Raw genomic sequence first — 25,623 nt, 5'->3', positions numbered from 1 at the left:
GCGGCTGCGAAGCGCGATGCATCCGCCTGCGCTGCGTCGCGCGACCCTCTGCAGATCTACGGATCTGCGATCGGATCACGCTTCTTGCTCAGGCGGCGACTCCCGCTTCTCGCTCGAATCCTCCCTGTGCAGAGATTCCCTCGGGATGGCTCTGGTCGCACTCGCAATCCCTTTTCTTTGCACCAGTTCTGCGGATGCGGGCCCAGATTCAATTCGCCCCGGTGCCTCGTACTACTCGGATGAATCTGTACAGAACGGTCTGATTCGCGATATCGACGAGGAGAAGAACTTCGAGGAGGTCTACCAGAACTACACCTACTACGAAGCAACCTACGACGAGAGGGAACGGGTCGCGGTCTTCATCGAGTACAAGCGAGGTCAGGTGCTGCAACGAGAGGAATACACCTACCGTCCGGACGGAGTGCTATTGACTCGGACATCGAAACGTCCCGGCAAGTCGCCAGAGGTTACCCATGCTCCCAGCGCGTCCGGAAAGGAGCGGTAGCTCGCCGCAACAGAGCTTTCCCGTTACCGCGCGGCGTCTTTGGCCCGCACGCACGGGGCTCGGGTTCTTCTCCAACCTGTCTGACTAGACATCTCGACGTGATGCGATCAGCCGGCCACGAAGAACTGATACGCGAAGCCACTCATGCTGGAGCCGAGCACCGCCAGGCCCAGATACCAGACGAAGACCGGCCAGCGAACCAATGCGAAAACCGCCATGGCGGCCGGGATGCTGGTCATGGCTCCCGCCGTCATGAAAGCCATTGCAGCTCCAGGTGCCATTCCCGAGGAAAGCAGTGCGGAGACCATGGGGATGGCAGCGTAGCCATTGAGATAGGCCGGGATACCGGCTGCGACCGCCAATGGGATCGCCCAGCGATTGGCTCCACCGACCCATGAGCCGATCTGCTCGGCGGGCAGATAGCCCACCATCAGGCTCTCCAGCAGAAAGGCCAGAGTCATCCACTTGGTGAGAAACATGCCCGTGTCTCGAAACTCCTTCGCAAAGCGCGAGCGCCGTTCGGGCTCTTTCCAGAAATGCCAGACAGTTGGCTGTGGATCTCGCACCGCGGAGCCGCCGCAATTGCTCGCGAGCCCCTGCAGGGGTTTCTTCAGCAAACCCGCGCGTACAGCTCCTGCCGTCGCGGCTCCTGCGAGCAGCCCGATGCTGATTGCAGCCATCGTCTTGGCCAGTGCGAATCCGACGCCGAGTTCCGCCGCCGTCAGGAGAAACATGTCCGGGGCCATCACCGGTGAAGAGACCCAGAACGCCATCACGGGTGCGAGCGGAACTCCCATGGAAAGCAGCGCTGCAATCAGCGGGATGACCCCACAAGAACAAAAAGGCGAGAGCGCTCCGAACACCGAAGCCATCGCAATCATGTGCACGGGACGACCGGCGAACACTCGCGCTATGAGTTGCTCCGCGCCCGCCGCACCAAGCGCGGAGGCGGTGGCTACGGATATCAGAAGGTACGGGGCGATATGGAGCAGGCTCGTCAGGACGAACTCGAGGCTGGACATCAGCTGTGTGCTCGAGACCAGTGCGAGAGCCAGGAGCAGGAGGGCGATCGTCAGCACGACGCGGTCGATGCGCAGTCCCAGGGGTTGCTGCGAGAGGGCCTTGGTGTACATATCGTTCCTTCTGGAAAAATCGAAATAACAAGCTGAAAGAAATCGCTCACGAGAAGATCGGGCCCGGATCAGCCGTCTTCCCGAAGGCCCTCGCAGCAGTTCTGGTTGAGGTAGGCCAGAAGAGCTTCCATAAGCGGGTACTCGGCTCTGCAGAGCAGCACGCGGCTGCGGCGTTCCTGGGAGACGAGTCCGACCTTGACGAGGCCCGACAGGTGGTGTGACAGCGTGGAGCCCGGAATGCCGAGCCGTCGCTGGATCTTGCCGACCGGGGTGCCTTCTCGTCCCGCCCGTACGAGTAGGCGGAAGATCGCCAGTCGGGTCGGGTTTCCAAGGGCTTCCAGGCAGCGCGCAGCTCTTTCGTTCTGCATGCCGTTCAGCCTATCGGCGCCCGCTCGCAAAAGCAACTATAATTCCGGAATTATCGAATAATGATAGGAGCGAACTCAGCGTCCGGAGGTCGCGGGGCGTTTTTTTCGTCAACCCTGTCGAGTATCGGGGGCCGGGAGTGGGCCCGGGCAGGGAGATTGCGGAGCCTGAACTCCGAGGATCAGTCGCGCTCGAGGAAGGCGGACAGCGCTGCGGCCATCTGGGTGGCGGAGTTGAAGCGGTCGCTTGGGGCCTTTTCTGTGGCCTTCTGGATGATCTCGACCAGGGCTTCTGGCAGGTCCGGAACCTGGTCGCGCGGATCGGGAAGACTGGCGTGCAGTTGTTTGTCCACCACGTCCTCCCCACCGAAGGGACGGCGGCCAGTGGCCATCTCGAACATCGAAATCCCCAAGGCGTAGAGATCGGTGCGCGCATCGATCTCGCGACCCAGGATCTGCTCGGGTGGCATGTACTGCGGCGTACCCTTGGCCTTCGTCAGACCCTCGACACCGGCTTCCAGTACCTTGCTGATCCCAAAGTCCATCAGCTTCACCGTGCCGTTCGGGGCGATCAGCATATTTGCAGGTTTTACGTCGCGGTGGATCACATTCGAGGTGTGCGCATACGCGAGTGCTTCGCTGATGTCGCGAGCGGCTTCGGCGACACGTGCTGCAGGTAGAGGCTTCTTCTTGTTCGTTCCCTGGACGCGCATGATCTGGCGGACGGTGCGGCCCTGAACGTACTCCATGACGATGCACGGCTTTCCATCGACGATGGCCACGTCGTAGATGTGAACGATGTTCGGATGGTTCATGGCGGCGGCGGCTCGTGCTTCACCGCGGAACATCTTCACCGCTTCTTCGTTGCTGGCGAGTTCATCGGGCAAGAACTTGATCGCGACCGTGCGCTCGAGGTCCTTGTCCCAGGCCAGGTAGACGACGCCCATCCCACCGCGCCCGATCTCATTGCGCAACTCGTAGCGTTCGGCGGCGCCGTCGCTCAGGGTGGTCGAGGAACCACACCACGCGCGGTCCTGCAGGCGTTCCATGCGCAGGGCCACATCGCCGTATTCGGCGTCGACCGCAGAGATGCGCTCGAAGATCTCCAGTGCTGCCGGTGCGTCGGCGATCCGCTCGTACGCGTTTGCCAGCATGAGCATGACTTCCAGGTCGTCCTTGCAATGAGGCTCGTCGCGCCCCAGCCAGTGGATGCGTTCACGCGCGCGATCCAGCAAGCCTTTTTCGACGAAGATTCGCGCCTGTACGCGGGCACCTGGATGAGCTTGCTCCGACTGGTCGAGGATGCGCTGCAGGGCTTCGATAGCTCGTTCGTAGGCTCCAACCTCGTAGAAGGCCTGTCCGGCTTCCAGGAAGTTTCCCTCTTCCTGGGCGACGGCCGCCGAGCGCACCCGATCGCCCGCTCGATCGTAGTTGGCGCGTGCTTGCGCGAGTGCACCCGCCTGTTCGTAGCAGGCGGCGGCTCGTTCCCAAACACTATCCTGCTCGTATTCCTGTGCAGCCCGGGCGTGGCGCCCCAGGCCTTCGTACAACTCTGCCGCCCGGCGGTGTTCCTTGGCACCCGCAAGGCAATCGGCGGCCGATTCGAGGTCTCCCGCGCTCTCGTACAGTTCCGCGGCGCGTTTGAGTACCTTCGGGCGTCGACCGCGGGCGTTGATGAGAGCTTCAGCGGCTTCGCTTCCCATGCCCGCGCGTTCGAACAGGCGCGCGGCATTTTCGAGGTCGTCCAGTCGGAGCATGAGCTGCGCTGCGCGCTGTAGTTCGCCAGCGCGCTCGTAGAGTTCAGCGGCCTCGCGCTCGCAGTCGAGGATGACCAGTGCTTCGGCGGCGGCGACCCACTCCCCGGCGGCCTGGAAATAGTGCGCTGCCTCTGCGTGACGTCCGAGATCTCGGTAGACCTGCGCCGCCTGCCCGGGCTGTTTCATGGCCAGATGACAGTGCGCGACCTTCGAACGGTTACCGGCCTGCTCGTAGAGCTCCAGGGCCTGGCCGGGCTCGCCCAGCGCCGACAGGCGGTTTGCAGCACCCTCGAAGTCCCCGGCCTCGACCAGGGCCGCGATCTCTTCTTCGGGCGTCTGCGCCTTCCCCGGCCGCAATTTGAATCGACTGAGCATCCACACCGCGGTCAATGCGACCGCGGCGCCAAACAAGGGTGCGGCGACGATCAGCTGGTCCGTCGGCATCGTCACAATCCAGTGCATGGCTCCCTGGGAACCCGGGAGCGGAGCGCTGGTCTGACTGAAAATGACGTACAAGCGATTCCTCTTGCGCCTCCATCAGCTGGTGGTCTTCCAGTCAGCCGATGAGAAGCGCATCTCTGCTGTCTTCGGCCTGCGACCTCAGAGATTTGAGAGAGATTTCAAGTCGACGCTTCGTTTGCGAGACTGGGGAGGCGGAGCGATCCGCACTAGGCTCTCGCCATGGATCCGCTCCACACGCGAATTGCCGCTTTCCTGCGCGAGTACGAGGTGCCGCGCGCGGCACGGATGCTCGTGGCCGCCTCGGGCGGCGGGGATTCGATGGCGCTCCTGCACGTTCTTGTCGCCTTGGGGCAGTCGGTGGAAGTGGCCCACGTGCACCACGGCTTGCGGGGCGCGGAGGCCGATGAAGACCTCGAATTCGTTCGGCTCCGTGCCGGTCAACTCGGCCTGCCGTTTCGCTGTCAACGCGTCGACGCGGCGACCCGCGACAAGCGTTCGCCCGAAGCCCGCGCCCGCGAACTTCGCTACCAGGCGCTCGAGGAGATGCGCGAGGCTTTCGGTCTGGACTGGATCGCCACCGCGCACACGCTCGACGATCAGGCGGAGACGGTTCTGCTGCGCGCCATCCGGGGGACCGGTCTGGCCGGTCTGGCCTCGATCCGCCCGCGCGCAGCGCGGGTGCTTCGGCCAGCGCTGGAGGCGCGTCGCTCAGACCTCAGGGACTACTTGAAGGTTCGAGGGCTGAGCTGGCGGGAGGACTCCTCCAACGCAGATCTCGCCGTTCCGCGGAATCGGCTGCGGATCGAAGCTCTGCGAGTTCTGGAGGAGATCCACTCCGGCGCTGCGCTCAAACTCGCTCAACTCGCCGCCATTGCAGCACGCGAAGAGGCAAGCGGCGCCGCCGAGATGGACGACCTGGCCAGGCGGGCGCTCGAGGTCGGAGAGGGCGGGCTCTGGGTCGATCCGGCCGCGCTTCGGACACTGGGTGCGAATCCGAGACGCGCTGTGTGGGCGGATGCGCTGCGCCGGGTCGGACTGTCGGATCGCGTTTCGACGTTGCACCTCGAACGCATCGATTCGTTCATCGCGGGGGAAGGAGGGCGGCGCCTTTCTCTTCCTCGGGATTTCAGCCTGTTTCGCGATCGGGATCGCGTCTGGCTCGGGCCGGGTACCGAGCCCGTTTTTTCGTCGCTGGATGCGACTCGCATTCGGCCTCCGGGAGCGCTCGAATTCTCGCAGCAGGCACTTCGTCTCACATGCCACCGGGAGCCGGTCGATAGCCGGCCAGAGGATGGGTTGCGAGTCGCCGATGAAGTGATCGGCTCTTTGCGCATCCGCAGTCCGCGCCCGGGGGATGCCATGCGAGGCGCGGGCGATGGACGTTCGCGCATCGAAGATATGTTCGATCGAGCTCGCTGGTCGCGTCGGCGGTGCGGACGGGCACTGCTCGTCGAGTTGGATCGAGAGGTCGTCTGGGTGCCGGGGCTGATCAGCTTCGGACAGGTTGGACGGGAAGCCTGTCCCGGCTGGCAACTGGTCGCTCAGCGGCTTTCGGCGCCCGGCGAGAATTGTTAGGATCTCTTGGAATATCGCACGTTTAGGGCATCGGAGGCCGCTTGAACCATCTCTATCGGAATCTGTTGACTCTCGCCATGGCCATGTTCGTGCTGCTGGCGATCTTCAGCATGTTCGGAGGCAATCCTCGCGAATCGAGCGAGGTCGACTACACCGAGTTTCTCGCTCGGCTCGAGACCGGTGACATCGGCGAATTCACGATCCAGGGAGAGCGGGTCGAGGGCGTGTTTTCCGACGGTCGCGACTTCAGGACCCTGGGACCGGCAGAGCATCCGGGTCTCGCCGAACTGGCCAAGGAACACCAGGTCACCGTCAAGTACCGGTCCACGGACGAAGGCGGGCTTTGGAATTCGGTGTTGATCAGTTGGCTTCCGATGATCCTCTTCATCGGGCTCTGGTTTTTCCTCTTCAGGCAATTGCAGTCGGGCGGTGGCAAGGCGATGAGCTTCGGCAAGTCTCGTGCGCGCCTGCTCAACGAGAATCAGACGCGCGTCACGTTCGCCGACGTAGCTGGCATCGAAGAGGCCAAGGCAGAACTCGAGGAGATCGTCGAGTTTCTGCGCGATCCCAAGAAGTTCACGCGCCTCGGCGGGCGCATTCCCAAAGGCGTTCTGCTCGTCGGACCACCGGGTACCGGCAAGACGCTGCTTGCGCGCGCGATCGCCGGAGAAGCGGGCGTTCCGTTCTTCTCGATCTCGGGTTCGGATTTCGTCGAGATGTTTGTCGGTGTCGGAGCGAGCCGGGTGCGCGATCTGTTTGCGCAGGGCAAGAAGAACGCCCCGTGCATCGTCTTCATCGACGAAATCGATGCCGTCGGTCGCCATCGCGGCGCCGGTCTTGGCGGCGGCCACGACGAGCGCGAGCAGACGCTCAATCAGATGCTGGTCGAGATGGACGGCTTCGAGGCGAACGAGGGAGTGATCATCATCGCCGCCACCAACCGTCCCGATGTGTTGGACCCGGCCATGCTGAGGCCCGGCCGTTTCGACCGGCACGTGACGGTACACAAGCCGGATCTCCGGGGTCGCGAAGCGATTCTGCGCGTGCATTCCCGACGCGTCCTGCTCGGTAGCGACGTCGATCTGGCGGTCATCGCCCGTGGCACTCCGGGTTTCTCTGGAGCCGATCTGGAAAATCTGTGCAACGAAGCGGCGTTGCTCGCGGCGCGGCGCGATGCGGAATCCGTCTGCATGCGCGACTTCGAACTCGCCAAAGACAAGCTCCTGATGGGTGGCGAGCGCCGCAGCATGATCCTCTCGGAAAAAGAGCGCAGGGTGACCGCCTTCCACGAAGCTGGACACGCCCTGGTCGCGATGCTCGAAGAAAGCACGGATCCGCTGCACAAGGTCACGATCATTCCGCGCGGCGGCGCGCTCGGCGTCACCATGACTCTACCGGTCGAAGACCGCTATTGCATGACCAAGCAGGAGCTGCTCGCGAACATCAGCTACGGCATGGGTGGTCGTGCGGCGGAAGAACTGGTGTTCGATCAACTGTCGACCGGAGCTGCCAACGATCTGGAGCAGGCCACCAAGACGGCACGCGCCATGGTCTGCACTTACGGAATGAGCGACAAGCTCGGGCCGATCAGCCTCTCGGATGATTCGGGCAATGTATTCCTCGGTATCGACATGAAATCCGAACCGAAGTTCAGCTCGGATCGAGGACGGGTGATCGACGAAGAGGTCTCGTCGATTCTGAACGATCGTTACGAACGCGCCTGTTCGCTCTTGAATAGCAAACGCGCTGCACTCGAAGCGATCGCGCATGCTCTACTCGAACGCGAAACGCTCGGCATTGAAGAACTCGAGCTCCTGGTCGATGGCCAGGAACTTCCGGCGCTCGTAGTGCCGGTTGCGGATTCCAAGCCTGTATCCGCGCCGGAATCCGGATCTGCCGAGAACAACGATCAAGCGGGCGATCGATTCCCGAAAGACCCGATTCCGGATCCGGAACCGATACCGGGGTAGCCGACCATGCCCAAGGAAGGGGCAGAACCGATCCCCCGAGGCCGAACGTGGATACCCGTCGATGCGATTGCATTGGTGGGGATCGTCAACGTGACGCCCGACTCGTTCTACGACGGGGGGCGGCTAGGTTCGCCCGAACGTGCAGCCGAGCACGGATTGCGGCTCGCGGAAGAGGGGGCGCATCTCCTGGATGTTGGCGGCGAGTCCACACGGCCCGGTGCGGAACTGTTGTCCGAGGACGAGGAGTGCCGTCGCGTGCTGCCGGTGGTCGAACGTCTCGCGAAACACACTCGCGTGCCTGTTTCGGTTGATACGCGCAGGGCTTCGGTCGCGGAAGCAGCGCTGGAATCCGGTGCGAGTGTCGTTAATGCGGTGTTCGGCCTGAGCGATGTCCGGCTCGCCCAGGTCTGCGCGGAGCACGGCGCCGGGTTGATCCTCAACCACACCCGCGGGGAACCGCGAACGATGCAGGCCGATCCCCACTACGACGACGTATTGGCTGAGGTCGCGCGCGAACTGACGGGCGAAGCCCGGACGGCTGAGCAGTTCGGCGTGGCGCGTGACTCGATCTGCCTGGACCCGGGGCTGGGTTTCGGCAAGCACCCGATTGATCACAACCTGCCGCTGATGGCGCGTCTCTCGGAACTGTCGGCCCTGGGTTATCCGGTCCTCGTCGGACCTTCGCGCAAGAGTTTCATCGGCGCGATCACGGGTGCTGCGGTCGATGACCGGCTTCCCGGTACGCTCGCCGCGCTCGCCGCCTGCGTACTGGCTGGAGCCGCAGCCGTTCGCGTGCACGATGTGGCTGCCGCCCGTCAGTGCGTCGAAGTGGCATTGGCGATTCGCGAGGCGCGCACTTGACCGAAGTCCTGTACGCATGGCTCACGGATCGTTGGGACGCGTTCTCTGAGAACTTCGACATGATCTGGGACTCCCTGGACATCGTCGTCGTGGCCTGGATCGTCTATTGGCTGCTGATGCGTATCAAGGGCACGCGCGCTGCGCAGATGGCGCTCGGTCTATTGATCATCATGCTGATCTGGCGTCTGTCGGAACTTCTCGAACTGGCCACTCTGGGCTTCCTGCTGGATCGCTTCCTGTCTTCGGGTCTGCTCATCTTGATCGTCATCTTCCAGGCCGACATCCGCCGCGCTCTCACCCGTGTAGGCGGCGGGTTGTTTGCGTCCGGGCGGTCTCAGGGTGTTCATTCGATCGAGGAAATCGTGCGCGCTTCTCAAGCTCTGGGGCAGCGGCGTGTGGGAGCGCTGGTCGTGATCGAGCGCGAGGTGCAGATTGACGAGTTCGTCGAAGAGGGGCCGCGGGTCGATGCCGAACTGAGTCGCGACCTCTTGATCGCGATCTTCCTGCCGTATTCTCCTCTGCACGATGGCGCCGTAGTCGTTCGCCAGGATCGCATCGCAATGGCGGGGTCGATTCTGCCGCTCGCCACGCGCAGCGAAATTCCCAGCACCATGGGCACACGGCATCGGGCCGCAGTGGGGATTACCGAAGAAACGGATGCGCTGGTCGTGGTGGTCTCGGAAGAAACGGGTCGGGTCTCGCTGGTTTCCGCCGGCGAAATCAGTGAGGACCTCGACGGCCCGCAGCTTCGACAGGCTTTGCTGCGCATGACCGGACACGTCCGTCTGGCGGATCGCGAAGGCTCGCCCGATATGGTCGCGGTCGGGGAAGCCTGAACGTGCGCATCTTCGACAACTTCCTCTACAAGGTCGTCGCCCTGCTGGTCGCGACGCTGCTCTGGGCTGCGGCGCAAGGCGTGACCGACGCCGAGTTGCGTCTGGATCTTCCGGTCGTTTTGGAGGATGTCCCGAAGAATCTCGTCGTGGTTGAACAGTCCGTGCAGGAGATCAATTTGCGGCTCACCGGAAGCCGCGCCGCCCTGCGGCGCGCCGAGAAGGCAGTCAAACGCTATCCCATCTCGCTTGCGGGCGTGAAGCAAGGTGAATCTCGCATGGCCGTCACGACTGAAGGTCTGCCGCTGCCGCGCGAGACCTCGCTGGTCTTGAGATCTCCTTCACAGATCGTGTTTCGCACGGACAAGCTGGCAAAGAAGAGGGTGCCCATCCGGGTCGATCTCGCGGGTGAACCGCTCGAGGGTATGAGCATCGTCGAAGTCGAAGTCGAACCGGAGACCGTTGTTCTGGCGGGCGCTCGCAGCAGCGTTCGCCAGTTACACGAGGTCTTGACCGATCGGCTCGACGTGAGTCGACTCCGAGAAACCACATCTCTCGATAGCAATCTGGTGTTCGGTGTGCCGAACGTATGGACCGAAGACGCCGACCTCGCGGTGGTCAAGGTTCGCATCGTGATCGAACGGGCCGAGCCACCCGCGAGTGAAGGGTCCAATCTTTAAACGCAGAGGCCGGCGCGTGCGCGCCACGAAGGAGCCGCAAGGCATGGGAGCGGAACGCAAGTTATTCGGAACTGACGGAATTCGCGGACGGGCGAATGTTCATCCGATGACCGGTGAGGTCATGATGGAGCTGGGCCGCGCCTTCGCGATGGCCTTCCGTCTTCAGAATAAGCCCGCAGGTCAACGCAAGGTATTGATCGCAAAGGACACGCGACGCTCCGGTTATATGCTCGAAGATGCGCTGGCGGCCGGATTGTGCTCGATGGGTGTGCAGGTTTTTCAGGTCGGACCGATGCCGACACCGGGACTCGCCTTTCTGACGGTCGATATGCGCTGTGATGCGGGCGCGATGATCACTGCCTCGCACAACCGTTTCGATGACAACGGTGTGAAGTTTTTCTCGAGCGACGGTTTCAAGCTTCCCGACGAAGTCGAACTGCGCATCGAAGAACTCATGTACTCCGCTGAATTGGATCGCGAGCGACCCGTCGGGAAGGCCATCGGCCGCGCCCAGCGCATCGACGATGCTTCGGGCCGCTACATCGTATTCCTGAAGAAGACCTTTCCGCGCGAGTACAGTCTGGATGGTCTGCGCGTAGCGATCGACTGTGCCAATGGCGCGGCCTACAACGTTGCGCCCACGGTACTGGAAGAACTCGGGGCCGAGGTGATTGCAATTGGCGACGAACCCAATGGCGTCAACATCAATGAGGGTTGCGGTGCCTTGCACCCCGAGAAAGTCGCCCGCACGGTTCGAGAGTTCCGAGCGGACCTGGGGATTGCCCTGGACGGAGACGCCGATCGGGTGATCCTGGTGGACGAGAACGGGGAGATCGTCACTGGCGATCAGGTGCTGGCCATGTGCGCATTCGAAATGCGCCGCCGTGGACAACTCAAGGGCGACGCGATCGTCGGAACCGTCATGGCCAATCTGGGGCTCGAGCGTGCCCTGGAACGCGAAGGCATCCGCATGGTGCGCAGCGATGTCGGTGACCGTTATGTCGTCGAAGCGATGCTCGCCCAGAATCTGAACCTGGGTGGCGAGCAGTCCGGGCACATCATCTTTCTGGACCACATCACGACCGGTGACGGCATGCTCAGCGCATTACAGGTCCTGGCTTTCATGCGCCGCGAAGGTCGACCGCTGTCGGAACTCGCAAAGGTCATGGAGCGTGTCCCGCAACTCATCCGCAACGTTCCCGTTCGCGAGAAGCCCCCTTTCGAGAGCATTCCGGCCATACAGGCAAAACTCGAGCAGGTTCAGGAAGAACTTGAAGGCTGGGGGCGAATCCTATTGCGCTACTCGGGAACCGAGCCCCTGGCGCGGGTGATGATCGAGGGTGAGGATCAACAGAGGATCGAGGTGCTGGCGGATGACGTCTGCAATGTGATCCGCAAGGCCATCGGAGGCGAAGCTGAATGACCCAACGACGTCTGGTCGTAAACGTGGATCACGTGGCAACCGTTCGACAAGCGAGGCTGCACCACGAACCGGATCCTGTTGCCGCCGCTATGCTCGCCATCGTCGGTGGTGCGGATGGGATCGTATGTCATTTGCGCGACGATCGGCGGCATGTTCAGGATCGGGACGTGCGCCTGTTGCGCCAGACGGTTCACAGCGGGTTTTTCGTCGAGATGGGTGCGACCCAGGAGATGCTGAAGATCGCGCTCGACGTGCGACCCGACTCCGTGACTCTGGTCCCGGAGCGACGGGAAGAGTTGACGACCGAAGGCGGGCTCGACGTACTCACCCAGATGGGCGTGGTCGGTGAGATGGTTCGCACGCTGCACGAGTCGAACATCCGCAGTTGCCTGTTCATCGATCCGGACCTCGAGCAGATCAAGGCGGCGCATCGGGTAGGCGCGCGGGCGGTCGAGATCCACACGGGTCGCTACGCGGAACCGAGTCCCGAGCGCGAGGCGCTTCGACTGCAGATCCACGACGCGGTTCGACTGGCCGAAAAGCTCAAACTCGAAGTGGGCGTCGGTCACGGACTCGACTATAAGAACGTGCGAGGGCTGGTCGAGTTCGAAGCTGTGACCGAGTTTTCTATCGGTCACTCGATCGTGGCGCGTGCGCTGCTCGTGGGCATGGAGCGCGCGGTACGAGAGATGCGCCAGATTGTCTGCGGAGATTGAGGCCATAGGCGTCGAACTGGTCGAGGTTCCGCGCTTTGCTCGGGTGCTTGCGCGGTATGGCGATCGGATGCTGCAGCGAGTCTTCAGTGCAGACGAAATCGCCTACGCGCAACGCAAGAGTCGAGGGGAGCAAAACTTGGCCGCGCGCTTCGCCGCCAAGTGCGCGGGTCGACGCGCTCTACGACTCGCGGGTGCTCCGGGACTGAGGTTGCGCGAACTCGAAGTCGTGCGAAAGCGCAGCGGAGAACCCACTCTCGCAGTGCACCGTCCCGGCGTCGCCCAAGACCTGCGAATCTGCATGACACTGACCCACGATCAGGACTTCGCCATGGCGAGCCTTTGGATCGAGCGCAGATCGGCGCAAGAGCGCTAAGTTTTCGCCATGAACCGCAGCCGATTCCTTACCCGCGGTTGGTCCTGTCCCACCGCAACCGAGATGCGGGCGATCGACCGCGATACGATCGAGCGCGAGGGCATCCCGGCCGAACTCCTGATGGAAACCGCCGGTCGGGAGGTCGCCGAGGCGATCGTCTCGCGTTTTCCGGAGTGTCGCCGACCGCTGATCGTCTGCGGTCCGGGCAATAACGGTGGAGACGGTTTCGTGATCGCACGCGTGCTACGCGAATGGACGAGCCGTTGTGTGCCCACGGTCGCCTGCTTCGGGGATTCTGCGCGTCTGAGCCCGGAGGCGCGGTCCAATCTTGACCGACTGCGGCCACTCGGCTTGAGTATCCTGAACCGCCCCGACGAAAAGGAACTCGCGCAGCGCGCCGCCGATTGCGATCTGGTCGTCGATGCGCTCTTCGGTGTCGGTCTCAAACGCGCGATCGAAGCCGAGTATGCCGAGGCCATCCGCGTGCTCGAATCCGCGCGAAGACCGGTGGTGGCCGTCGATGTTCCCTCCGGGATTTCGAGTGATACCGGGCTTCCACTCGGTCCGTGGCTTCCCGCCGACCTGATCGTAACGCTTGGCCTGCCCAAGCTTGGTCTCGCACTGAAAGCGTCGGACTCCGAGATCCTGGTCGTAGACATCGGTCTCGCCGACGCATCGCTGCAACGCGTTGCGCCGCGTCAACACGTGCTCACGCCCAGCGCCGCCGCAGCGTTGCTTCCGGAGCGACCGCTCGACGGCCACAAGGGAAGTTTCGGCCATGTGCTGGTCGTCGGAGGCTCCGCAGGAAAGACAGGCGCGGTCGCGCTCGCATCCGAGGGTGCTCTGCGCACCGGTGCCGGACTCGTAACGGCCGCCGTTCCGCGTTCGCTCCATCCGATCCTCGAGGTGAAGCTCACCGAAGCGATGACCCTCGGGCTCGATGATCTGGGCGACGGCAGACTCGCGGGTGCGGCCGGAGAGCAGATCGGAAACGAGCTGCAGAACCGGGACGCCCTGGTTCTCGGGCCGGGCCTCGGACAGGCACCGGAAACCGCACGGGCGGTCAGCGAGGTGCTCGCGCGCACCTCCGTTCCCGCCGTCGTCGATGCCGATGCGCTCAATGTCTTCGAGTCGAACCCGGCGGCGTTGTGCGGTCCGGGACCGCGAGTTCTGACGCCCCACCCCGGTGAGGCCGCGCGCCTGCTCTCGCGCTCGAGCGCCGATGTTCAGGGCGACCGGGTCGCTGCCGCGCGGGAACTGGCCGCGCTGGCGCGCGCGATCGTGGTGCTCAAGGGCGCGCGAAGCCTGATCGCGACTCCCGAGGGCGAGGTCTGGGTCAACCCGACGGGAGGTCCGGGGTTGGCGGCGGGCGGAAGCGGGGACGTGCTGGCCGGAGTCATTGCGGCCTTGCTCGGTCAGGGCCTCTCGTCCCTCGACGCGGCTCGTCTCGGTGTGTATCTCCACGGATCCGCGGGCGACGCTGGACCGCGGGTAGGGGGGCTCGCCAGCGAGGTTGCGACGCGGATCCCGCAGGTCTGGGAGGCCTTGCTGGCCGTGGACCCGGGTGAACAGGAGCCAGAACTTGCCAGACGACCCCACCGCTTCTCCTAGCCCCGATCGGACACGCGAATTGGGGGAGAAGCTCGGCGCGGTCCTTCGGCCTGGAGACGTGATCGGGCTCTCTGGAGACCTGGGAGTGGGCAAGACCTGCTTCGCCCAGGGCATCGCGGTCGGCCTGGGTGTCGATCGGAGCGTGCCGGTCACCAGCCCGACCTTTGTCCTGGTGGGGGAGTACCCCGGACGATTGGCGCTGAGACATGCGGATTTCTATCGAGTAGAAAGCTACGCTCGGCTCGACGATGCCGGCTTCGACGATCTTCTGGACGGTCGAGGCGTGGTCGTCGTCGAGTGGCCCGAGCGCTTTCCGGCGGCTTTGCCCGACGATCGGCTGGAGATCCGCATCGAGATGGTTTCTGAACACGAGCGCCGGATTTCGGCAACGGGTCGAGGAGAAGGCGGGAAAGAACTCGCGAGGAGGCTGCGGCAGGCATGGCGGTGATCGTGCAGAAATACGGAGGAACGTCGGTCGGCGACGTCCCGCGCATCCGCAATGTTGCAAGGCGGGCGCTGGAGACCCAGCGCGCGGGGAACGACGTGGCCGTGGTCGTATCGGCGATGGCCGGCGAAACGGACCGCCTCGTGGCGCTTTCGCAGGAGGTCTCCGCACGTCCCGATTCTCGCGAGTACGACGTGCTCGTCTCTACCGGTGAGCAGCAGACGATTGCATTACTGGCGATGGCGATCCAGGAACTCGGTGGCAAGGCGCGCTCGCTCACCGGTGCGCAGATCAAGGTGCATACGGACGAAGATCACTCGCGTGCTCGCATTCATCGCATCGATACCGAACGTTTGCGCGAGGAGTTCTCAAACGGGGTGATCGTGTGCGTTCCCGGATTCCAGGGCGTAAATGACGCTGGAGACGTGACGACCCTGGGCAGAGGCGGCTCGGATACCAGCGCGGTGGCGTTGGCGGCCGCGCTGAAGGCCGAGGCCTGTGAGATTTTTACCGACGTCGACGGTGTGTTTACCAGCGATCCGAGAATCGTCCCGAGGGCCCGCAAACTGCCGCGGGTCTCCTATGACGAGATGCTCGAAATGGCGAGTCTCGGCGCCAAAGTCCTGCAGATCCGCGCCGTGAAGTTTGGTAAGCAGTTCTCTGTTCCGATTCACGTGCGCAGCACCTTCTCAGATCAGGAGGGAACCTGGGTGGTACCTGAAAGCGAAATCATGGAGCGCCTGGTTGTTTCGGGCGTGACCTACAACCGCAACGAAGCCAAGATCACGATCTTCGGAGTCCCGGATCTTCCGGGCATCGCCGCTCGCATCTTCGGGCCGATGTCGGAAGAAGGCGTGGTGGTCGACGTGATCGTACAGAACGTCTCGACCGAGGGGCATACCGATGTGACGTTCACCGTGCCACGGGGAGACTTCCCGCGTGCCCTCGAACTCGCAGAAAAGCTCGCCGGTGAACTCGGGGCCAATGGTGTCACGTCGGATGATTCGATCGCGAAGGTCTCGGTCGTCGGACTCGGCATGAAAGACCACGCCGGTGTCGCGGGCCGCATGTTTCGCGTGCTGCACGACGAGAGCATCAACATCCAGATGATCAACACCTCCGAGATCAAGATCTCGGTCGTGATCGATGAGAAGTATTCGGAGCTCGCGTGTCGTGCGCTTCACGAGGAGTTCGGTCTCGGGGCCGTGCAGGCGACGGAGGAAAGCTAACTGGAGGGTCCACAGGTCCCGCAGACCAGGGGCGCACGGGCACTCGTCTGGGTCGCCGTGCTGGCCGTATCGCTATGGCCATTTCGACCGCTGTCCCCGGTGGCTGCATTGGATCCCTCGTACGTCGATGGTCGCTGCGTGCTGGCCGAAGCGGGTCGCGCTCCGCCCTGTGCATGTGCCGATATTTCCGCCCGTTTGCGGCTCGTACTCGGGTTCCCACTAGCGCTGAACACGGGTAGCGCGCGGGATCTACAGTTGCTGCCGGGTATCGGTCCGGCGCGTTCCTCCGCCATCGTCGAGGAGCGGCTCGCCGCTGGGGACTACCGCGACCTCGCAGACCTTGCGGACAGGGTCCACGGGATCGGTTCTGCGACCCTCCGGGCGCTGGCGCCTCACGTCTTCGTAGGCGCCCGGGACCCGGCCTGTGCCCCGCCGCTCCGCTGTCCGTCAGCGGGCTGCTAAGCTCTCGGCGAATGAGTTCGGACGCGATCTACCTGGACTACAACGCGACCACGCCCTTGCGGCCTGAGGCCCTCGCCGTGATGAGCGCAGTCTTGCGCGACGATTTCGGCAATCCTTCGAGCGTACACTGGGCGGGTGCAGCTGCACGCGACCGACTGGCGTTGGCCCGCGAACAGGTGGCCTCGTTGATGGGTGCGGCGCCCGAGTCCATCGTCTTTACGAGTGGCGCGACCGAGTCGAACAATACCGTGTTGTACAACGCCGCACTCCGAGCACCGCGACACGGCGATCACATCGTCACGTGTGCCACCGAGCATCCTTCGATCCTCGAACCGCTCGACGAACTGCGAGAGCGAGGGCTGCGCGTCACCCTCTTGCCGGTCGACAGCGACGGGCGACTCGACCCGGAGCGCTTCGCTGCGAGCCTGGAGTCCGAGACGCTACTGGCCACGGTCATGTGGGCAAACAACGAGACCGGAGTCATTCAGCCGGTACCCGAACTCGCGAGCATCGCGCGCGAACACGAGGTGACCTTTCACACCGATGCGGTGCAGGCTCTGGGCAAGACTCCTCTGCATTTCGCCGATCTCGCAATCGACTACGCTTCGCTCGCGGCGCACAAACTCGGCGGTCCGAAGGGTGTGGGAGCCCTCTACGTGCGGCCGGGCCTGCATCCCAAGCCGCTTTTTCGCGGAGGAGGCCAGGAGCGCCAGCGCCGCGCGGGAACCGAGAACGTGGCTTCGATCGCCGGCTTTGGCGCGGCCTGCGCTGCGGCGCAGGCGGATCTCGAAGAGCGCGCCGAACGCCTCGGTGAACTGCGCGAACGTCTCTGGAGCGAGATCCAGAGCAAGGTCGCCGATGCACAGCGCAACGGCGCCGTGGAGTTCGTGCTCCCGCACGTCCTGAATCTGAGCTTTGCCGGTGCGGATGGCGACGCACTGGTCGAGGCCCTCGATCTCGAAGGCATTGCCATCGCATCGGGTGCGGCCTGTCACTCCGGTACGACGGAGCCTTCGCACGTCTTGCTGGCGATGGGTGTCGATCCCGATTACGGCTCCGGTTCGATCCGCGTCAGCCTTGGGCCGGCGACGCGCGCAGCGGAGATCGATCGCTTGATCGCTGTCCTGCCGGGCATCGTCGAACGCGTACGGGTCGCTCGCAAGGCCGAGCGCCGCGCACGCGAGGCCGCCAGACGATGAGTTCCCGCTGGCTGGTGGCGATGAGCGGGGGTGTGGATTCATCGGTGGCCGCGGGCTTGATGCAGCGTCGCGGGGCCGAAGTCGTGGGTGTGACCATGGACCTCGGAGTGGGAAGCGCGCGGGACGTCGCGCCGAGCAATCCGAAGAAGTGCTGCGGATTGCCCGACGCCGAGGACGCGCGCGCGGTCGCGCGCAAGCTCGGCTTTCGCCACTACACGGTCAACTACAGCGAGGCGTTCCACGCGTCGGTGATCGTTCCCTTCATCGATGCATATCAGGAGGGAAGCACTCCCATACCCTGTATCGCGTGCAATCGCGTGCTCAAGTTCGACCTGCTGATCGAGCGGGCCCGAGCCCTGGGAGCGCTCGGAGTGGCTACGGGTCACTACGCACGCATCGCTCCCGGGCCCGACGGCGGGCCTTCCTTGTATCGCCCGCGCGACCGCGCAAAGGACCAGACCTACTTCCTTTTCGATCTGCCACGTGAGCGTCTTTCCGAGATCGAGTTCCCGCTCGGAGACCTCGAGAAGAGCCAGGTTCGCAGTGTCGCGCGAGAACTGGAATTGGTCACCGCCGACAAACCCGAGAGTCAGGACATCTGCTTCATTCCCGAGTCCGACGTGCGGGGCGCGTTGCACCGGCTGCGTCCGGAACTTCGCCGAGAACCGGGAGATATCGTCGATGGCGAAGGCGTGGTGCTGGGTCGTCACAGCGGTGCGATTGGCTACACACAGGGACAGCGCAGAGGGCTCGGTCTGTCAGGAGGTCCCTGGTATGTTTCGGAGATCCGGTCGCGCGAGAATCTCCTGGTCGTGGCCCGTGAAGAAGATCTGCAACGCTGTGAAATCCTGGTCGGGGGAACTCACTGGATCGATGGGGCGGCGCCTGAAGGACCGGTTCGTGTTCAGGTTCGGCACCGGCAGTCGAGCGTGCCGGCGCGTGTGAAGTCCGCCAGTGGTTCGGATGCGGGGATCGTCTTTGAGGCTCCCGTGTGGGCTCCTGCACGGGGTCAGGCCGCAGTCGTGTACGACGCTGAGGACCAGCGCGTACTCGGGGGAGGGTGGATCTCTGCCTGATCGGGATCTGCGATCCGGTGAGCGGCCGCTGGAGGAGCTCGAGGCGATCCTGGGGTACGCCTTTGAGGATCGCGAACGCCTGGAGTGTGCGGTCACGCACAGCTCGCGCGCCAACGAACAGGGCGATGTTCGCGCTTCCAACGAGCGATTGGAATTCCTGGGAGATGCAGTGCTCGATCTCGTGGTGTCCGAACGACTGATGACTTCGAATCCTGAAGCCCAGGAAGGCCTGCTTTCGCGCGCCCGAGCAGCGGCGGTCAACACCCACGCGCTTGCAGAGCTGGCGCGATCGCTCGGCCTCGGGGGATTCATCCGCCTGAGTCGAGGAGAACGAGCTTCGGGAGGCAGCGAGAAGGATTCGATTCTGGCCAATGTCTTCGAAGCCATCCTGGGGGCCTTGTATCTCGACGGGGGGCTCGAGCCCGTTCGGGTATTGGTCCAGCGCGAGATGGGTGAACGTCTGGCGCAACCGGGCCAGGCTACGGCGGACCCGAAGACGCGCCTGCAGGAGCGGATGCAAGCGCAAGGACTGGCTGTTCCGCGCTACAAACTCATTGCCGAGGCGGGTCCGCCTCACGCGCGGAAGTTCAGTGTGGAGGTGTACTCCGGCGAGCGCGCACTCGGCGTCGGACACGGCACCAGCAAGCGAGCGGCTGAACAAAAAGCGGCGGAGTGCGCGCTGGAGGCCTCCGAATGAAGAAGCATTCCCGGACCGCCCAGAGCGCTCATCGCTGTGGTGTCGTCGCCCTGTTGGGGCGCCCGAATGCGGGCAAGTCGAGCCTGCTCAACGCCGCACTCGGGGAGAAACTCGCCATCACCGCCGCACGCGCGCAGACCACGCGGGGCCGCATTCTGGGCGTACTCTCCCGACCGGGTTCACAGATTCTGTTCCACGACACACCGGGAGTGCATCGCGGCCAGGCGAAGTTCAATCTGGCCATGAACGAGCGGGCTTTGCTGAGCGCAGAAGATGCGGATCTTCGCGTGTTGCTATTCGAGTGCGGGGCCACATGGGACGTACCCGAAGAGAGACTGGCGGAGTTGAAATCCCCGATCCTGCTTCTGCACACCAAACGCGATCTGGCTCAGCCGAGTCCCGTCCCCGCGCTGGACCGTTTCGTCGCTGTCCTGGAGGTTTCGGAACGCGATCCGAATAGCGTCGCGGCATTCCTGGACAAAGTGGTCGCGCTGCTGCCCGAAGGGCCCGCGCTCTATCCCGAGGACTTTCTGACCGACGCGCCCATGCGCTTCCTGGCGGCGGAGCAGATTCGCGAGGTCGTATTCGAACAATTCCGCGACGAGATTCCCTATTCCGTGGCGGTCGAGGTCGAAGGCTGGGACGAGTCCTCCAAGGAGGTTCGCATTCGCGCAAACCTTCTGGTGGAGCGCGAAAGCCAGAAAGGCATCGTGGTGGGAGCGGGTGGAGCGATGTTGAAATCTCTGGGGATCGAATCGCGCAAACGACTGGCCCCGCTGGTCGGGAAGACCGTGCACTTGAATCTCTGGGTCAAGACGGACCACAACTGGACCAAGAAACCCGCGCGCGCGCGTGCGCTCGGCTATTTGTAGGGGGGCGAGCGTGTCTGATTCATTCATTCAGGGCGAGATCGAACGAATCCTCTCAGGCGGTGCGCCTGCGGCTCATGAGAAGGCGGCGGCGCAGGGCAAGCTCTTCGCTCGCGCTCGCATCGAATATCTTCTAGATCCCGACAGCTTCGTCGAGGACGGCCGTTTCGCAAACGCCAAGGCCAAAGACCTGCCCGCCGACGGCGTGATCATCGGAACGGGTGCGATCGAAGGTCGTCCCGTTTGCGTGATGGCCAATGATTCGACGATCAAGGCCGGCTCCTGGGGCAAGCGCACGGTCGAAAAGATCCAGCGTATTCAGGCCACGGCCGAACGGCTCGAAGTTCCGCTGGTGTACCTGATCGATTCGGCGGGCGCGCGAATCACCGATCAAGTGGAGCTCTTTCCCGGTCGCCGCGGCGCCGGTCGAATCTTCTTCAATCAGGTGCGCATGTCGGGCAAGATTCCTCAGGTCTGTTGTCTGTTCGGTCCGTCGGCTGCGGGAGGCGCCTATATCCCCGCGTTCTGCGATCTGGTCTTCATGGTCGAGGGCAATGCCAGCATGTATCTGGGCTCGCCGCGCATGGCCGAGATGGTGATCGGAGAACAGACCACGCTCGAAGAGATGGGCGGTGCGCGCATGCACTGTTCGATCAGCGGCTGCGGGGACGTGCTGTGCAAGGATGAAGAGCAGGCCCTGGACGGTGCGCGTCGCTACCTCTCCTATCTGCCGTCCACCGTGGGAGATGAACTGCCCGAAGCCGATCCCCTGCCGGCGGCCAAGGACTGCACGGATCTGGCCGAGGTGATCCCCGGGGACGAAAACAAACCGTTCGACATCTTCGAGGTGATCGAGCGGCTGGTCGATCTGGGCAGCTTTTTCGAGATCAAGAAACTCTTCGCACGCGAGATCGTCACCGGTTTCGCGCGGCTCGAAGGAAAGACGATTGGCATCATCGCCAATCAGCCCAAGTGGAAGGGAGGCGTGCTCTTCGTCGACTCCGCGGACAAGGCCGCCCGCTTCATCGAGCTATGTGATGCGTTCGGCGTGCCGCTGCTCTATCTGGCCGACGTGCCCGGCTTCATGATCGGCAAGAAGGTCGAGCGCGAAGGCATCATCCGCGCCGGTGCGAAGATGATCAGCGCGGTCTCACAGACGACGGTTCCACGCATCAGCGTGATCGTGCGCAAAGCCTACGGTGCGGGCCTCTACGCCATGTCGGGTCCGGGTTTCGAGCCCGATGCGTGCATCGCATTGCCGAGTGCGCAGATCGCGGTCATGGGACCCGATGCCGCCGTCAACGCAGTCTTCTACAACAAGATCCAGGCGACGCCCGAAGCCGAGCGCCCGGCACTGGTGGCGAAGCTGCGCGACGAGTACCGCGAGGATGTCGAGTTGCTCCTTCTGGCTTCCGAACTGGTTGTCGACGACATCGTACCCGCTGAGGATCTGCGCGATGATCTGGTGCGTCGTTTCGAAGCCATCCGAGATCGCCCCGACGATGACCCGCCCGAGAAGAAGCACGGCATCACTCCTGTGTGATGCTCTCGGGCTCTTCGCCGCTGATCTCCTCCAGTTCGCGACTGCGGGTTTCCGGTAGAAAGAGCAACGCGACGGCCGATACCGAAACCAGGCTCGAGATGGTGGCGATGACCGCACTGCGGGACTCCGGGAAGGCCGTCAGTCCAACGGAGAGCAGAAAGAGACCGATGGCTGCACCCAGGGTCTCGAATAGCGCGAGGCCGCCTCCTGCGGTGCCGCGCGTGGACGTGGGGAAGACCTCGGCGGCTAGCGCGCGCACGATGACCGTCACGGCCATGGACGAAAACACCATCAGGACCCAGGGAATCACCAGCAGGTTCGAGGGCCCCATATAGAAACCCCAGGCGAAGACCGGAAACGGGACCAATACCGCGGCGCCGATCAATCGCCTCCCGTAGCGGTCGCCGAGGCGGCCCGCGACCACGCTGCCGATGACGCCCATTCCGCCAAAGAAGATGGTCATGCCCGCAAACGTACCCGGAGACCAGCCGCGATCGCCTTGCAGGAAGTCGGAGACGAACTGGAACGGGGGAGCCAGTCCCGCCGTTGCCACGGCTCCGAGCGTGGCGATGGCGATCGCCCGGCGCGGGTGCGAGCGCGCGAGTTCGAGCATCGGACCCATCATCGAAACGATCCGCCGCCAGCCGCTGCTCGTGTCGTCATCCCGATTGACTTGTTCCTGGAATCGGCGTGTTTCGGGGATGCCGCGCTTGAACAGCGGTAGCGCGAGCACGGGTGCAAATCCCAGTACGTAGAGTGAGCGCCAGCCGAAAGGCAGGCTCTCGACGAAGGCGTAGACGCCCGCTCCAACCCCGAAACCAAACGCACCCACCGAGCCGAGGATTCCGATGCCCCAGCCGCGGTGCTCGGCGGGGAATTCCTCCGCGATGATTACGAAGGCCGTCACCGAAGCGGCGATGATGCAGGTGCGCGTCAGGACCTGCATGGCCACGAACCAGGCCGCACTGGGACTCACGGCGCTCAGAAGCGAGCCGAAACTCACGCCCACGATCGAGGCGAGCAGCAGACTGCGGCGACCAATGCGATCGGCCAGGGGAATCAGGAAGAACGCAGGGATCGCCCCGAGTCGGATCAGGCCGGTGAACTCCGCGGCCTGGCGTTCGTCGATCGAGAAGGTCTGGCGGATCTGCGGCAGGGCATTGCCCAGGATCGACAGGTCGTAGTTCTCGAAGAACATCGCGAATGCGACGAAGCCCAGAAGGCGCACTTCCCGCGGGTTGACACCGGCGGGAATGGCACCCAGAAAGGGCGGGATCCACCAGGGATTGTCGCGGATCGGCCGGTTCTTCGGAGCGTTCATCGCCGCCGCGATACACGAGCGTCGGCAGGGCTCACGGATCGGCGCCAAACGGCCGAAAAATCGGTAGGATCGGAGATCATGGCGTTGTACCGGAAGTCGTGCCCAAGCGGCACACTGTCGCATTCGAAGGGGTTCTGTCGATGAGCAGTGCTCCCCAGGCCCTTCCCGCTGCGGAGGGTCGCGGACCGATGCGCGTGGTGACCGCCGCCGCCCTGTTCGACGGCCACGACGCTTCCATCAACATCATGCGGCGCCTGTTGCAGGGGCAGGGTGCGGAAGTGATCCACCTGGGCCACGACCGCTCGGTCGATGATGTGCTGACTGCGGCAATTCACGAAGATGCAGACGCGATCTGCGTTTCGTCCTATCAGGGCGGTCACATCGAGTTCTTCCGCTACCTGATCGATCGCTTGAAGGACGAGGGGGCCGAGTACATCCGCGTGTACGGGGGCGGGGGCGGGGTGATCTCTCTTCAGGAGGTCGAGGAACTGCAGGCCTACGGCGTCACCCGCATCTTCCGTCCCGAAGATGGCCAGGAACTCGGGCTCGAAGGCATGATCCGGGTGATCACCGATGCGGGGCTCAGTCGACCCGCGCCAGGTGAGCCAGATCCGGAGCGGATCGAGGTCGGGCGAGCCCTGGAGGTGGCGCGCGCGATCAGCTGGTTCGAAGAGCGCGCGGGAACGGATAGTCCGCAGGTACTGGCAGCGCGCGGGCGTCTGAAAGAGGCGGTCGGTGCATCTCGTGCTCCCGTGGTCGGTTTCACCGGCACCGGCGGTGCGGGCAAGTCGAGCCTGGTGGATGAACTCGTGCGCCGTTTTCGCCGCGAGTACCCGGAGCGCAGCATCGGGGTGCTTTCGGTAGACCCGACGCGGCGGCGCTCCGGTGGCGCGCTGCTCGGCGATCGATTGCGCATGAACGCGATCCGGGCGCCGCATGTGTTCGCTCGTTCGCTCGCGACGCGGCGGGCTCATCTGGCTCTTTCGAGCACGGTGGTCGATGCGGTCGGAGTTTTGCAGAGCGCCGGTTACGACATGATCTTCGTCGAGACGGCGGGAATCGGGCAGAGCGATTCGGAGATCGTCGACCTGGTCGATTACTCGGTTTACGTCATGACCCCGGAGTACGGCGCGCCTTCGCAACTCGAGAAAATCGACATGCTCGATCTTGCGGACGCGGTCGTGCTCAACAAATTCGACCGGCGCGGCGGAGAGGACGCGCTTCGCGACGTGCGCAAGCAGTGGTGTCGCAACCACGGCGAGTCCTCGTCCGATGCCGCTCAGATCCCGGTGTTTCCGACGATCGCCAGTCGTTGGAGTGATCCCGGTACGGATCGTCTCTACCAGGGATTGACGGCCGCGATCGCCGAACGGGGTTTTGATCGTTTCGAGCGGCGCGTACTGCCTCCCGTCGAGATGCCCGAGAGCGTGTTCGTGATTCCCACGTCGCGCACGCGCTATCTGGCTGAACTCGCCGAGACGGTTCGCAGCTATCGGGCACGCGCTGCTGAGCAGGAGGAGGTCGCCCGACGCGCGGACGCGCTGCGCACCGCCGCCGAAACCCTGGAGACGGGTTCACCGGAGCGCGCAGCGGTGGAGCAGCGACGCGATCGGGAACTGGACGCGCTCGATCCGGGGCTGCGCACTCAACTCGAAGACTGGCCCGAAACGCAGCGGCGCTACCGGGCGAACGAGCAGTCCTATCGGGTTCGCGAGCGCGAAATCTCGGTTCGCAACCACGAGTCCACGCTCTCCGGTCTGGATGTGCCCCGCGTCGCCGTGCCCCGGACCGGAGACTGGGGAGCGTTGAGCCGCTACTTCGCGCTGGAGAATCTGCCGGGCGCCTTCCCGTTTACCGCAGGCGTATTTCCGTTCAAGCGAACGGGCGAAGAAGATCCCGCACGTATGTTTGCCGGCGAGGGGCCGCCCGAGCGCACGAACCGGCGCTTCCATCTCCTTTCGAGTGGGCAGCCCGCGTCGCGGCTCTCGACGGCCTTCGACAGCGTGACCTTGTACGGGCGAGATCCCGACGAACGCCCCGACATCTACGGCAAGATCGGCACTTCTGGAGTCTCGGTCTGTACGGTCGACGACGCGAAGAAGCTGTACTCGGGATTCGACCTGCTCGACCCCAGCACTTCGGTGTCAATGACCATCAACGGCCCCGCTCCCGTCGTGCTCGCCTTCTTCTTCAATGCGGTGATCGACCAGGCCGTCGAAAAGCACCTGCGTGCAACGGGCGAGTTCGAGCGCGTGCGCGCCGAGTTGGAAGCGCGCGTTCTTCCGCACTACGAAGGAGAGCTTCCCGAGGGGCACGATGGCCTCGGGCTCGGTCTGCTAGGCGTGTCGGGGGATGAGGTCGTGGACCGCGAGACCTACGAGCGCATCCGCAACGACGCTCTATCCCGCGTGCGCGGTACCGTACAGGCCGACATCCTGAAAGAAGACCAGGCCCAGAACACCTGCATCTTTTCGACGGAGTTCTCGCTCGAAGCGATGGGCGATGTACAGAGCTACTT

At 63.8% G+C, this 25,623-nt stretch carries 23 protein-coding genes; 19 read left to right on the top strand and 4 right to left on the bottom strand.

Annotation, left to right across the window (positions count from 1 at the left end; all coding sequences use genetic code 11):
• Positions 1–145: 145 nt before the first annotated feature.
• Entirely contained in the window at positions 146–505 is a 360-nt protein-coding gene (locus GY725_03270) for a hypothetical protein (protein ID MCP4003196.1), read from the top strand.
• A 107-nt stretch (positions 506–612) separates the two neighbouring features.
• On the opposite strand, the gene GY725_03265 is transcribed toward GY725_03270, so the two are convergent.
• The 3 genes from GY725_03265 to GY725_03255 all read right to left on the bottom strand — a co-directional run bounded on the left by GY725_03265 (position 613) and on the right by GY725_03255 (position 4,204).
• A complete protein-coding gene (locus GY725_03265) occupies positions 613–1,638 on the bottom strand; it encodes a permease (GenBank protein MCP4003195.1) in 1,026 nt (341 codons plus the stop codon).
• 68 nt (positions 1,639–1,706) lie between these two features.
• Positions 1,707–2,006, bottom strand: a complete 300-nt coding sequence (locus GY725_03260; protein MCP4003194.1) for a helix-turn-helix transcriptional regulator — start codon at positions 2,004–2,006, stop codon at positions 1,707–1,709.
• A 179-nt stretch (positions 2,007–2,185) separates the two neighbouring features.
• On the bottom strand, positions 2,186–4,204 hold the full coding sequence (locus tag GY725_03255; protein ID MCP4003193.1) for a protein kinase: 2,019 nt from the start codon (positions 4,202–4,204) through the stop codon (positions 2,186–2,188).
• A gap of 237 nt (positions 4,205–4,441) precedes the next feature.
• Here GY725_03255 and tilS point away from each other — a divergent pair, with 237 nt between their 5' ends.
• From tilS to GY725_03170, 17 genes are all read left to right on the top strand, one after another.
• Complete coding sequence (gene tilS / locus GY725_03250) at positions 4,442–5,797, top strand: tRNA lysidine(34) synthetase TilS (protein MCP4003192.1); 1,356 nt, start codon at positions 4,442–4,444, stop codon at positions 5,795–5,797.
• A 77-nt stretch (positions 5,798–5,874) separates the two neighbouring features.
• A complete protein-coding gene (locus GY725_03245; GenBank protein ID MCP4003191.1) occupies positions 5,875–7,767 on the top strand; it encodes an ATP-dependent metallopeptidase FtsH/Yme1/Tma family protein in 1,893 nt (630 codons plus the stop codon).
• A gap of 6 nt (positions 7,768–7,773) precedes the next feature.
• A complete protein-coding gene (folP, locus tag GY725_03240) occupies positions 7,774–8,628 on the top strand; it encodes a dihydropteroate synthase (protein MCP4003190.1) in 855 nt (284 codons plus the stop codon).
• A 59-nt stretch (positions 8,629–8,687) separates the two neighbouring features.
• On the top strand, positions 8,688–9,464 hold the full coding sequence (locus GY725_03235) for a TIGR00159 family protein (protein ID MCP4003189.1): 777 nt from the start codon (positions 8,688–8,690) through the stop codon (positions 9,462–9,464).
• A 2-nt stretch (positions 9,465–9,466) separates the two neighbouring features.
• Positions 9,467–10,141 carry a hypothetical protein gene (locus tag GY725_03230; protein MCP4003188.1) on the top strand — a complete coding sequence of 225 codons (675 nt, stop codon included), beginning with the start codon at positions 9,467–9,469 and terminating at the stop codon, positions 10,139–10,141.
• 43 nt (positions 10,142–10,184) lie between these two features.
• Complete coding sequence (locus GY725_03225; GenBank protein ID MCP4003187.1) at positions 10,185–11,564, top strand: phosphoglucosamine mutase; 1,380 nt, start codon at positions 10,185–10,187, stop codon at positions 11,562–11,564.
• Complete coding sequence (locus GY725_03220) at positions 11,561–12,280, top strand: pyridoxine 5'-phosphate synthase (GenBank protein ID MCP4003186.1); 720 nt, start codon at positions 11,561–11,563, stop codon at positions 12,278–12,280. Before GY725_03225 ends, GY725_03220 begins: the two co-directional genes overlap by 4 nt.
• Positions 12,264–12,653 (top strand): holo-[acyl-carrier-protein] synthase, encoded by a 390-nt coding sequence (gene acpS, locus GY725_03215; GenBank protein ID MCP4003185.1) that lies wholly within the window; start codon positions 12,264–12,266, stop codon positions 12,651–12,653. Before GY725_03220 ends, acpS begins: the two co-directional genes overlap by 17 nt.
• A 9-nt stretch (positions 12,654–12,662) precedes the next feature.
• Positions 12,663–14,264, top strand: coding sequence for an NAD(P)H-hydrate dehydratase (locus GY725_03210; GenBank protein MCP4003184.1), 1,602 nt, complete (start codon positions 12,663–12,665; stop codon positions 14,262–14,264).
• Positions 14,236–14,712: a tRNA (adenosine(37)-N6)-threonylcarbamoyltransferase complex ATPase subunit type 1 TsaE gene (gene tsaE / locus GY725_03205; GenBank protein MCP4003183.1), complete on the top strand. Its 477-nt coding sequence runs from the start codon at positions 14,236–14,238 to the stop codon at positions 14,710–14,712. The genes GY725_03210 and tsaE overlap by 29 nt, the downstream gene beginning before the upstream one ends.
• The gene (locus tag GY725_03200) at positions 14,703–15,938 is read left to right on the top strand and encodes an aspartate kinase (GenBank protein ID MCP4003182.1); all 1,236 of its coding nucleotides are present in this window, start codon (positions 14,703–14,705) and stop codon (positions 15,936–15,938) included. Before tsaE ends, GY725_03200 begins: the two co-directional genes overlap by 10 nt.
• A gap of 183 nt (positions 15,939–16,121) precedes the next feature.
• Positions 16,122–16,400 carry a competence protein ComE gene (locus tag GY725_03195; GenBank protein ID MCP4003181.1) on the top strand — a complete coding sequence of 93 codons (279 nt, stop codon included), beginning with the start codon at positions 16,122–16,124 and terminating at the stop codon, positions 16,398–16,400.
• Positions 16,401–16,411: 11 nt separating this feature from the next.
• On the top strand, positions 16,412–17,599 hold the full coding sequence (locus GY725_03190; GenBank protein MCP4003180.1) for a cysteine desulfurase: 1,188 nt from the start codon (positions 16,412–16,414) through the stop codon (positions 17,597–17,599).
• Positions 17,596–18,675: a tRNA 2-thiouridine(34) synthase MnmA gene (gene mnmA, locus GY725_03185; protein MCP4003179.1), complete on the top strand. Its 1,080-nt coding sequence runs from the start codon at positions 17,596–17,598 to the stop codon at positions 18,673–18,675. The genes GY725_03190 and mnmA overlap by 4 nt, the downstream gene beginning before the upstream one ends.
• Positions 18,563–19,372, top strand: a complete 810-nt coding sequence (gene rnc / locus GY725_03180) for a ribonuclease III (GenBank protein ID MCP4003178.1) — start codon at positions 18,563–18,565, stop codon at positions 19,370–19,372. Before mnmA ends, rnc begins: the two co-directional genes overlap by 113 nt.
• Complete coding sequence (locus GY725_03175; protein MCP4003177.1) at positions 19,369–20,244, top strand: GTPase Era; 876 nt, start codon at positions 19,369–19,371, stop codon at positions 20,242–20,244. The genes rnc and GY725_03175 overlap by 4 nt, the downstream gene beginning before the upstream one ends.
• A gap of 10 nt (positions 20,245–20,254) precedes the next feature.
• Positions 20,255–21,784: an acyl-CoA carboxylase subunit beta gene (locus GY725_03170; GenBank protein ID MCP4003176.1), complete on the top strand. Its 1,530-nt coding sequence runs from the start codon at positions 20,255–20,257 to the stop codon at positions 21,782–21,784.
• Here the strand turns inward: GY725_03170 and GY725_03165 are convergent.
• Entirely contained in the window at positions 21,771–23,105 is a 1,335-nt protein-coding gene (locus GY725_03165; protein MCP4003175.1) for an MFS transporter, read from the bottom strand. The two genes, GY725_03170 and GY725_03165, sit on opposite strands and share 14 nt — an antisense overlap.
• Before the next feature lie 140 nt (positions 23,106–23,245).
• Between GY725_03165 and GY725_03160 the strand changes: the two genes are divergently transcribed.
• Positions 23,246–25,623: methylmalonyl-CoA mutase (locus GY725_03160; GenBank protein ID MCP4003174.1), on the top strand; the 2,378-nt coding region annotated here is incomplete at its 3' end.

The sequence above is a fragment of the bacterium genome (assembly GCA_024226335.1).
Classification (GTDB): domain Bacteria; phylum Myxococcota_A; class UBA9160; order SZUA-336; family SZUA-336; genus JAAELY01.
The sequence above is the reverse complement of the archived record's forward strand: the minus strand, read 5'-3'. Positions and strand labels throughout refer to the sequence as shown.

What these genes read in the sequence shown, in the direction of transcription:
- GY725_03260 (MCP4003194.1), bottom strand. Translation starts at nt 2,006, where the DNA reads ATGCAGAACGAAAGAGCTGCGCGCTGCCTGGAAGCCCTTGGAAACCCG.
- GY725_03200 (MCP4003182.1), top strand. Translation starts at nt 14,703, where the DNA reads ATGGCGGTGATCGTGCAGAAATACGGAGGAACGTCGGTCGGCGACGTC.
- tilS (MCP4003192.1), top strand. Translation starts at nt 4,442, where the DNA reads ATGGATCCGCTCCACACGCGAATTGCCGCTTTCCTGCGCGAGTACGAG.
- GY725_03165 (MCP4003175.1), bottom strand. Translation starts at nt 23,105, where the DNA reads ATGAACGCTCCGAAGAACCGGCCGATCCGCGACAATCCCTGGTGGATC.
- GY725_03175 (MCP4003177.1), top strand. Translation starts at nt 19,369, where the DNA reads ATGAAGAAGCATTCCCGGACCGCCCAGAGCGCTCATCGCTGTGGTGTC.
- GY725_03255 (MCP4003193.1), bottom strand. Translation starts at nt 4,204, where the DNA reads ATGCCGACGGACCAGCTGATCGTCGCCGCACCCTTGTTTGGCGCCGCG.
- GY725_03220 (MCP4003186.1), top strand. Translation starts at nt 11,561, where the DNA reads ATGACCCAACGACGTCTGGTCGTAAACGTGGATCACGTGGCAACCGTT.
- GY725_03235 (MCP4003189.1), top strand. Translation starts at nt 8,688, where the DNA reads ATGATCTGGGACTCCCTGGACATCGTCGTCGTGGCCTGGATCGTCTAT.
- GY725_03190 (MCP4003180.1), top strand. Translation starts at nt 16,412, where the DNA reads ATGAGTTCGGACGCGATCTACCTGGACTACAACGCGACCACGCCCTTG.
- folP (MCP4003190.1), top strand. Translation starts at nt 7,774, where the DNA reads ATGCCCAAGGAAGGGGCAGAACCGATCCCCCGAGGCCGAACGTGGATA.
- GY725_03210 (MCP4003184.1), top strand. Translation starts at nt 12,663, where the DNA reads ATGAACCGCAGCCGATTCCTTACCCGCGGTTGGTCCTGTCCCACCGCA.
- GY725_03265 (MCP4003195.1), bottom strand. Translation starts at nt 1,638, where the DNA reads ATGTACACCAAGGCCCTCTCGCAGCAACCCCTGGGACTGCGCATCGAC.
- GY725_03270 (MCP4003196.1), top strand. Translation starts at nt 146, where the DNA reads ATGGCTCTGGTCGCACTCGCAATCCCTTTTCTTTGCACCAGTTCTGCG.
- GY725_03245 (MCP4003191.1), top strand. Translation starts at nt 5,875, where the DNA reads ATGGCCATGTTCGTGCTGCTGGCGATCTTCAGCATGTTCGGAGGCAAT.
- mnmA (MCP4003179.1), top strand. Translation starts at nt 17,596, where the DNA reads ATGAGTTCCCGCTGGCTGGTGGCGATGAGCGGGGGTGTGGATTCATCG.
- rnc (MCP4003178.1), top strand. Translation starts at nt 18,563, where the DNA reads ATGCGGGGATCGTCTTTGAGGCTCCCGTGTGGGCTCCTGCACGGGGTC.
- GY725_03225 (MCP4003187.1), top strand. Translation starts at nt 10,185, where the DNA reads ATGGGAGCGGAACGCAAGTTATTCGGAACTGACGGAATTCGCGGACGG.